Below are 8,341 nucleotides of genomic sequence, written 5' to 3'. Positions count from 1 at the left end.
ACTTCACTGATTCCTGAAAAGTACCCATTTGACACACGTGCAACTGGCCTTAAATACAGCTGACACAGTGGGTAGTACATAGCGTTAATATTTCTTATAATCTGGGAAAAAAGTTAAATCATCTCAGACTGGATTTGTAAGCCAGCGCAGAACCAAAGAAGAACAACTGAAGGAACAGCTAGAGCGGTTTAAGTCTAAGTTGGAAGAGGCTCAGAAACAAAATGATCTGCAGGTCGATTCTAAGAGCCAGCAAGACTCTTTTGACAGCAATAGCAGTTCGAGTACAGATAGTGGTTCTAGCGGGTTTAATGCCTCTGACTTTATAGATGATGTTGAAAATGTCACAGAAACTCTCGTAGAGCTAATCGATGAACAACTCATGTATCGTGTACTTGCTTCTACTGGACTAGCAATTTCCGAATTTACTCATGAAATTCAGATGTGTTTAACGAACTTGAATTTGAATAGCCAAGAACTAGTTTCGCTTGCAGACTTGGAGCCGCGTATAGCTTTAACCAGTGCTAAACTCGAAGAAAATTTGGGGCTACTAAATGCCTATACTGATTTTTTTGATGGAACCATGAGAAGCAACTCCAATCGCGAGAAAGATTACTACGACATGAGAAAGATAGTCAAAAAATTTGTCTCAGCAATGGAACCTACAACTAAGAGAAGAGGTTATGAATTTCTGACACATTTTGATGCTTGGGGGATATGGACCAAAAAAATTAATATTTCAGAAGTGATGTCGATTTTTATTAATCTTTACACCAACGCCTGTAAAGCCATTGAGAGGGCTGGAAGTATTAATAGGAAATTGCTCATTAGTATTTCAAAAGGAACCAGCTACATGACAATTCGTTTTGAAGATACTGGTGACGGCATTCCGAAAGATAAATGGGCAGAGGTTTTCGCACCATTGTACACAACATCTATTCCTGCTAAGGCTTTTTCGACCGAAAATGACTATAAAAGAGGTATGGGATTAGGCTTGTCGATTACAGAAGAGATTATTACTGAATTGAAGGGTGAAATTGCAGTAACTGAGCCTTCTGAAGGCTACAATACCTGTTTAAAAATACTCTTACCATTAGCAGACAAATCAGAGTTACCAGAAGATGCCTATTAATTATTTGTATATAGATGATGAAAGAACTGAAACTCTTCAGTCACTGATTGATTGCCTAGAAAATGAATCTGAAGACAAGCTAAAGATTAAGCACAAGCAGGTAATGAATTCTATAAAAGCGATAGTAAATTTCATTAAAGCAGGCATAGATGAATCGACCCCATTTAGCGGTGTAATTATTGACCAGGATTTAAAGGCAGAAAGTGATGACGGTAATAAAGCAGACTACTTTGGCACAACTTTAGCGCAGCACCTTCGGACAGAAATGGCACTATCGAATATAGACTCTATGCCGTTGGTTCTGCTATCAAATGAAGATGTAATTGTCGAATCATTTGAACCAGACGATGCTTCAAAGAATTTATTTGATTACGTAGTGAAGAAAAAAGAAGTAGTGAAGCCAGCGACAAGGGAGCGAGTTGTTAGAATGTTGCTATCTTTAGTATCCGCTTATTCGTTGGCACGAGACTGCAAAAAGCCGCTTGGTTCAGATCTTGTAATAGATGAAATTCAGATCCTACTAAATTGCAACACACAAATGCTCGAATATACCGATAATAGATTCATTGACTTTTTAAGTTCTAAAGCTAGTGATCCGCATGCCTTGGTTGGTTCGATTTATTCTACTTTAGTTCAATCAGCGGGCACACTTCTTACTGAGGGGATGCTTAAAACTAAGTTAGGTGTTTCTTGCTGCTCTCGGTCATGGGATACTGTTAAACAGCAATTTGAAGAATATCGATACTTCGGTCCATTCAATGAATTGAAGGCAAGATGGTGGTTTGCCGGGATAGAAGACTGGTGGTTCAAGATTCATCCAGATGATGTATTACAGTCGTTAACTTGCGAAGAACGAGTATCAATTCTGCGAGAAAAATTAAAGCTTCCAGACCTAACGCCTATTGTAACTAGGTACCAAAATGGGGACCAAAGCATGCATCTTTGGGTGAATTGTGTTGTCTCTGGTCATCCTCTTGACCCATACGACGCGCTTAGGGTTCGAGATCCGGATGCGAAAGTTTGGGAGCAGCCTAAATACCTAGACTTATTAACTCATCTTAACGGGAAAGCCGACAAGTATGTGATTCATGCTGATGATAAGAAAAAGGTTAAGCGCCTAATCGCGAGGTTAAAACCAGATGTTAACGAGTGAAGAATTGATTGATCAGCTGCAGGCACTCGGAGAATATTTGGAGCGTAAACGAATTATAAAAAGTGCCAATCCAATTGTTCAGGCATGTTCTAGATTACAACGAAATAATAAAAGATGCTTTATCGACGGAATAGAGTTGGAGGCTGTTAAGGGTGATTATATTCGCGGGAAAGAATGGGATTCTGATTTAGATGTGAAACTGACGATTGATGTTCAAATAAAAGAAAAATTTTGCTATGAAGACGTAAGCTTTATTGCAGTAAATATGGAATATTCTACTCTGCATTTAGCAGATGCACGTGAATGTAAGGGGTGTTGGCATTTCGATTATCATGTAGATATGGAAGGTTCAGGAGAAGCCGAAGAATACCGTTATATGCACCCTCACCATCATGTTCATCATGGTGGCCGCGAAGTAAAAGATTTAGGCTCGTACGGAAATATGATTATTCTCAAGAGTCCACGGCTTATCCATCATCCAATGGATGCGCTCCTAGCAATAGATCTTGCGCTTTCTAATTTTTTACCGAGTAAAACCTGGCAAAAAATCAGATCTGATTCAAGTTATAATAGAATGATGACGGACTCTCAGTTAGCTTGGTGGAAGCCATATTATGAAAGACTCGGTAATTATTGGCGCTGCAAAGGTAGCAAAGCAAGTAATGACAAACTAATAATTGAGCAATCCAAAGAGTTAAACCCCCACCTTCTGTAACAGAGTAAATACTTATTTAGGGGCTTATAATTTGTTTTAATATTTATTGTCTATTGAGATTTTTAAGATAACAAACATTAAATAAGTTACAAACTTTAATGTTCTTTTGACGAATTGGTTGCTTCCTTATGTGCTTATTTATAGCTAAAAGTTTAGAACTTTAATGTACACACACATTTGAACAGTATATTATGCAGTTGGTGTCCTTCAATTTAGGCACGCATTTTTGCCCTTTGGCAAAGGTGGGCTTTTACCAATTTGAAGAAAAGGATATCTGTTATGTAAGGGTCCACAAATCGCGAAAACCCGTGTATTTGAACCTGGGCGACCGTTCTCATTTCTTTATCAGAACCGGGAACGGTACCCGGGAGTTGGATATGCCCGAAGCATTAGATTATATGGAAACACACTTAAATTAAACAATATGGGATTTTTAAACAATATGGGATTTTTAAAACATTTATTGAGAGGAAGTTATGGTCATCATTCCAACAAGCATCAACGTAAAAATAATGACCCAAGATTTGATGAACCCAAGGTTGTTGTGAGATGTACAAAATGCGGCAAAAACAATCCTGAAAATGCTTCTTTTTGTCAATATTGTGGCGAGCCTTTAGGTAAAGTAAAATGCAAAAGTTGTGAAGAACCAATACCTATGGATGTAAAATTTTGTTCTAAATGTGGCACTGAAGTATAGTTTACATTATGAGAACAAGCAAACAACTTATTGAACGGACTTAAATAATTTTTAAATATGCTCTTAAATAAAAGAATATCCATTGTCAATTTCATTAAAACCATAAAGTTTGATATTGTATTCATTGCATCATATGCTGTAGCTGTGGGTATTTTAGACCAATATGGTTTTTTGTCAAAAATTTCGATTCCAATTGGTGTTACTGCTGTTTTTGGCACCGCTGTAGCTTTACTTTTGGGTTTTCGAACCAATCAAGCCTATGAACGATGGTGGGAAGCCAGAATTATTTGGGGTGCTATTGTAAACGATTCCCGAACACTGGTCAGACAATGTGTTTCATTTTTCAAAAGGAGCAACGGGCAATACGATACCTTGGTCAGGGAAATGGCGAACCGTCAAATTATCTGGAGCTATGCCCTGGGGGAATCGTTGAGAAAAACACCCTTTTCCCCCAAAGTTAAGGAATACACGGAATCTTATAAAATGAAGTCTTTTAATATTCCAAATACTTTATTGTCAGAACATTCTGAAACTTTGCTAAAAGCAAAAGAAAACGGTATGGTCAATGATTTTCAGCAGGTACAGATAGACAGTACCATAGCCAGGTTATGTGATTCTATGGGCAAGTGCGAACGTATAAAAAACACGGTCTTCCCAAAAGCACATAGCTTATTGATACATCTTATAATCTATGTGTTCGCCACAATGTTGCCATTTGGTCTGTCAGACCAATACCTGGCAGTAGAAATAAGTCTAACTATTGGAATACCTATTGTTTTTATTGCCATTGAAAAAACATCCATTCTGATGCAGGATCCTTTTGAAAACCGACCTATGGATACACCTGTAACCGATTTGGCGCAAACAATAGAAATAAACATAAAGCAAATGATAGGAGAAACAAATGTTCCCGACAAGAAAAAACCGACAGACTATTATGTTTTATAAAAAAATTATTAACAATGGATTTTCAAACTGAAATAACGCTCTTAACAAGGTTACTTGTTGCCCTTGTACTTGGTGTTTTGATAGGGCTCGATAGGGAAATTGACGGAAATGCGGCTGGCATTAGAACGTATGCAGCCGTTTGCCTTGGGGCGGCCTTAATAACAATTATCAACTCTCACATTGATGTAGCAGACCAAACCCGCATTGTCGCCAATATTGTTTCCGGTATTGGGTTCCTTGGTGCAGGAATTATTTTTAGGGATAGCGCGAAAAATTTAATTTCCGGTTTGACTACCGCAGGTACAATTTGGGCCACTGCCGCGGTTGGTATAGCAATTGGGTTTGGTATGTACCCCATTGGAAGTATTACGGCGTTATTGCTCATTCTACTTTTGGTTTCACATCATTTTCCTTTATTGAAAAAAAGAAATAAAAATCACTAATCATGAAAAAACTAAAAATCAAAATTCCCGTAATCCTTCCGCAAGTTCCAAACGAAAAAGACACTTGTGTTGAAAGGCTTATTCAAGAACTACAGGCTAAAGAGGGCATCGAAAAAGTGCACGTTGCCGATGCAAACGGAGAGGATGTGCCACAGCTATGTTTTCATTATGACCCCGATATCATTTCCATCGACCGCATCCAATCCCTTGCAGAGCGGACTGGTGCCGAGATTACCGAAAAGTACGGGCATTTGCTCATAGAGGTTAAAGGAATCAGACACACAAGGCAGGCACGTACCATAGAGAAAAGCCTTTTGGCAATCAATGGAGTTTTGGAAGCTTCCGTTTCGGCCTCTGGAATGGTACGTCTTGAGTTTGATAAAAAGCAAACAAATTTTGATGAAATAAGCAAACAAATTGAAAAGGAAGACCTTCAGATTCAGCGGAGTGCTTCAAACGAAAATGATTACACCGAAGTATCTAACAAAAAACAGGAAAGTTCAAAGAAGCAAGATACTAAAGAGCAAACTTCCACAAAGGGGCACGAGCACAAGGAGGGCGAGACCCACGAGGATGGAGAAGCGCACGCACACGGCGGTATTTTCGGAAAGAACACCGAACTTATTTTTGCCATTATTTGCGGTACGCTGCTCGGTATTGGGTTCGGGCTTTCTTACGTAGCATCAATACCGGATTGGGTCAGCTTATCCCTATACATCGGTGCTTACTTTTTTGGAGGGTACTTTACGGCGAAAGAGGCCATACAGACCGTGGCCAAAGGTGGTTTTGAAATCGACTTCTTGATGTTGGTTGCCGCCATCGGTGCCGCCGCTCTGGGCGAATGGGCAGAAGGTGCCTTGTTGCTGTTCCTGTTTAGTTTGGGGCACGCCCTTGAACATTATGCAATGGAAAAGGCCCGAAAGTCCATTGCGGCACTGGCAGATTTAGCACCAAAAACGGCATTGCTGAAAAAAGATGGCAAGACCGAAGAAGTCGGGATTGAAAAATTAATTATAGGCGATATCATTGTGGTCAAGCCCAACAGTAAAATATCTGCCGATGGTGTTGTGGTCAAAGGAAAAAGCAGTGTCAACCAAGCACCTATCACAGGGGAAAGTGTACCTGTGGACAAAATTCCTGTGGAAGATACGGGCAAGGACTATTCAGCAGACGATGATATCAAGGACGAAAACCGCGTTTTTGCCGGAACTATCAACGGTAATAACACGCTGGAAATAAAGGTAATCAAAGAAGCCAAAGACTCTACGCTGTCCCGACTGGTCAAATTGGTCAACGAAGCGCAGACCCAGAAATCCCCTACCCAACTGTTGACCGATAAGTTTGAAAAATACTTTGTACCATCCGTACTGATACTGGTTGGTATCCTGCTCTTTGCCTTTCTGGTCATTGATGAACCGTTTAGTGCAAGTTTTTACCGTGCAATGGCGGTATTGGTAGCCGCTAGCCCCTGTGCACTGGCCATTTCAACACCAAGTGCTGTATTAAGCGGGGTTGCAAGAGCGGCTCGTGGCGGGGTACTTATCAAAGGTGGGCGACCGCTTGAGGATTTGGGGGTCATTACGGCTTTGGCTTTTGATAAAACGGGCACGCTTACAGAAGGCAAGCCCAAACTTACCGAAGTAGTACCATTAGGGGATATTGAAGAAAATGAACTGTTAAAGATAGCCGTTGCCGTTGAAAACTTGAGCGACCACCCTTTGGCCAAAGCCGTCGTAAGGGATGGGAAAGAGCGTCTGAAAGGTACTGATATTACTGATGCGTCCGATTTGGAAGCGGTTCTCGGAAAAGGTATCAAAGCGTCCTTGGGCAAGGACAAAATCTATATTGGAAACCTTGACTTGTACGAAGACCTCGATGATGCAAAACCATCCGAAGATATATCGAATAAAGTAAAAGAACTTGAAAGCGGCGGAAACACCACAATGCTCATAAGAAGGAACAAAGAATATATCGGTATTATCGCCCTGATGGACACTCCACGGGAAGCGGCCAAGGAAACACTGAAAAAATTAAAGGAAATCGGTATCAAGCGGATGATAATGCTAACCGGGGATAATCAAAAGGTTGCCGACGCCGTTGCTAAAGAAATTGGATTGACCGATGCCTGGGGAAGCCTGTTACCGGAGGAAAAAGTTGATGCCATTAAAAAATTGAAAGAACAGGAATCCAAAGTCGCAATGGTAGGCGACGGTGTGAACGATGCCCCTGCAATGGCAAACAGTACCGTAGGTATCGCAATGGGTGCAGCGGGCAGTGATGTGGCCTTGGAAACAGCTGACATTGCCCTAATGGCTGATAAGCTGGAAACCCTGCCCTTTGCCATAGGTTTGAGCAGGGAGGCAAAGGCCATTATCAAGCAAAACCTTTGGGTCAGTCTTGGTATTGTTGCCCTGCTTATACCATCAACCATCTTTGGGCTTGCCAATATCGGTATTGCAGTGGTCATCCACGAAGGCTCAACGTTACTTGTGGTTTTTAATGCGTTAAGGCTTTTGGCCTATAAAAAATAAATTTAATAAAAATGGGTTGCTTTTGAATCAAGGTTAAAATGACCAAAACGGAAAAAATATTATCATATCACGGTATTCGTCCTACTCAAATGAGGTCGAAGATATACAAGTTCTTGAAAAGGAAACAAAGTGCCGTGTCCTTTTCCGATTTGAAAAAGGCTTTCGTTCAAAAGAGCGAAACCAATAAAACAGCAGACAGAACGACCTTTTATCGCAATCTCAAGATTTTTGAGGATAAAGGGTTGATTCATCAGATAAATGATGGGGTCGGAGTGGCAAAATATGCGATTTCTGATGAAAACGCCAAAGGTAAATACGGTACAGATTTGCATATGCACTTTCATTGTACCGATTGTAGGAAAACAATCTGTTTACCGAATAAGATATCGGAAGAAAGCTTGCCAGGCGATTATGAAGTGAACGATGTGAACCTGGTATTAAAGGGAGTATGTGAAAAATACCTGAAATAAAAACGCAAAGCGAAGGATGTCGCATCTTTTTGGTTGAATTGCGTTTATGTTGTTTATAGTTTGTATAATCTTTTAGAAATAGGAAAAGATTGTTTTAAGGATAGCCAAAAGAGGAATGTTGAAATGGATTAGGACATTAAGATGGTAGCTTTGAAATATGGGGTTCTAGGGATTTTCCCCTCTAAAGTAACATAGAATGCTACAGGCTTTGTATTATATAGCCTCCAGCTGTGGGTTACTTTCGTTTCCAAGCTT

The 8,341-nt window shown here is 40.2% G+C and carries 8 protein-coding genes; all 8 read left to right on the top strand.

Going from position 1 to position 8,341, the window contains the following annotated elements; translation table 11 throughout:
* Positions 1-199: 199 nt before the first annotated feature.
* The gene (locus LHL20_RS20195) at positions 200-1,129 is read left to right on the top strand and encodes a sensor histidine kinase (protein ID WP_226434590.1); all 930 of its coding nucleotides are present in this window, start codon (positions 200-202) and stop codon (positions 1,127-1,129) included.
* On the top strand, positions 1,119-2,282 hold the full coding sequence (locus tag LHL20_RS20190; RefSeq protein ID WP_226434589.1) for a protein-PII uridylyltransferase: 1,164 nt from the start codon (positions 1,119-1,121) through the stop codon (positions 2,280-2,282). Before LHL20_RS20195 ends, LHL20_RS20190 begins: the two co-directional genes overlap by 11 nt.
* A complete protein-coding gene (locus tag LHL20_RS20185) occupies positions 2,269-2,997 on the top strand; it encodes a hypothetical protein (RefSeq protein WP_226434588.1) in 729 nt (242 codons plus the stop codon). The genes LHL20_RS20190 and LHL20_RS20185 overlap by 14 nt, the downstream gene beginning before the upstream one ends.
* A gap of 424 nt (positions 2,998-3,421) precedes the next feature.
* On the top strand, positions 3,422-3,694 hold the full coding sequence (locus LHL20_RS20180) for a zinc-ribbon domain-containing protein (protein ID WP_226434587.1): 273 nt from the start codon (positions 3,422-3,424) through the stop codon (positions 3,692-3,694).
* Positions 3,695-3,751: 57 nt separating this feature from the next.
* Complete coding sequence (locus tag LHL20_RS20175; protein ID WP_226434586.1) at positions 3,752-4,642, top strand: bestrophin family protein; 891 nt, start codon at positions 3,752-3,754, stop codon at positions 4,640-4,642.
* A 14-nt stretch (positions 4,643-4,656) separates the two neighbouring features.
* Positions 4,657-5,085, top strand: coding sequence for an MgtC/SapB family protein (locus LHL20_RS20170; RefSeq protein WP_226434585.1), 429 nt, complete (start codon positions 4,657-4,659; stop codon positions 5,083-5,085).
* 2 nt (positions 5,086-5,087) lie between these two features.
* Positions 5,088-7,616 carry a heavy metal translocating P-type ATPase gene (locus LHL20_RS20165; RefSeq protein WP_226434584.1) on the top strand — a complete coding sequence of 843 codons (2,529 nt, stop codon included), beginning with the start codon at positions 5,088-5,090 and terminating at the stop codon, positions 7,614-7,616.
* A gap of 38 nt (positions 7,617-7,654) precedes the next feature.
* Entirely contained in the window at positions 7,655-8,086 is a 432-nt protein-coding gene (locus tag LHL20_RS20160) for a Fur family transcriptional regulator (RefSeq protein ID WP_226434583.1), read from the top strand.
* Positions 8,087-8,341: the final 255 nt, after the last annotated feature.

The sequence above is a fragment of the Alteromonas sp. McT4-15 genome, from assembly GCF_020515205.1.
Lineage (GTDB): Bacteria > Pseudomonadota > Gammaproteobacteria > Enterobacterales > Alteromonadaceae > Alteromonas.
The sequence above is the reverse complement of the archived record's forward strand: the minus strand, read 5'-3'. Positions and strand labels throughout refer to the sequence as shown.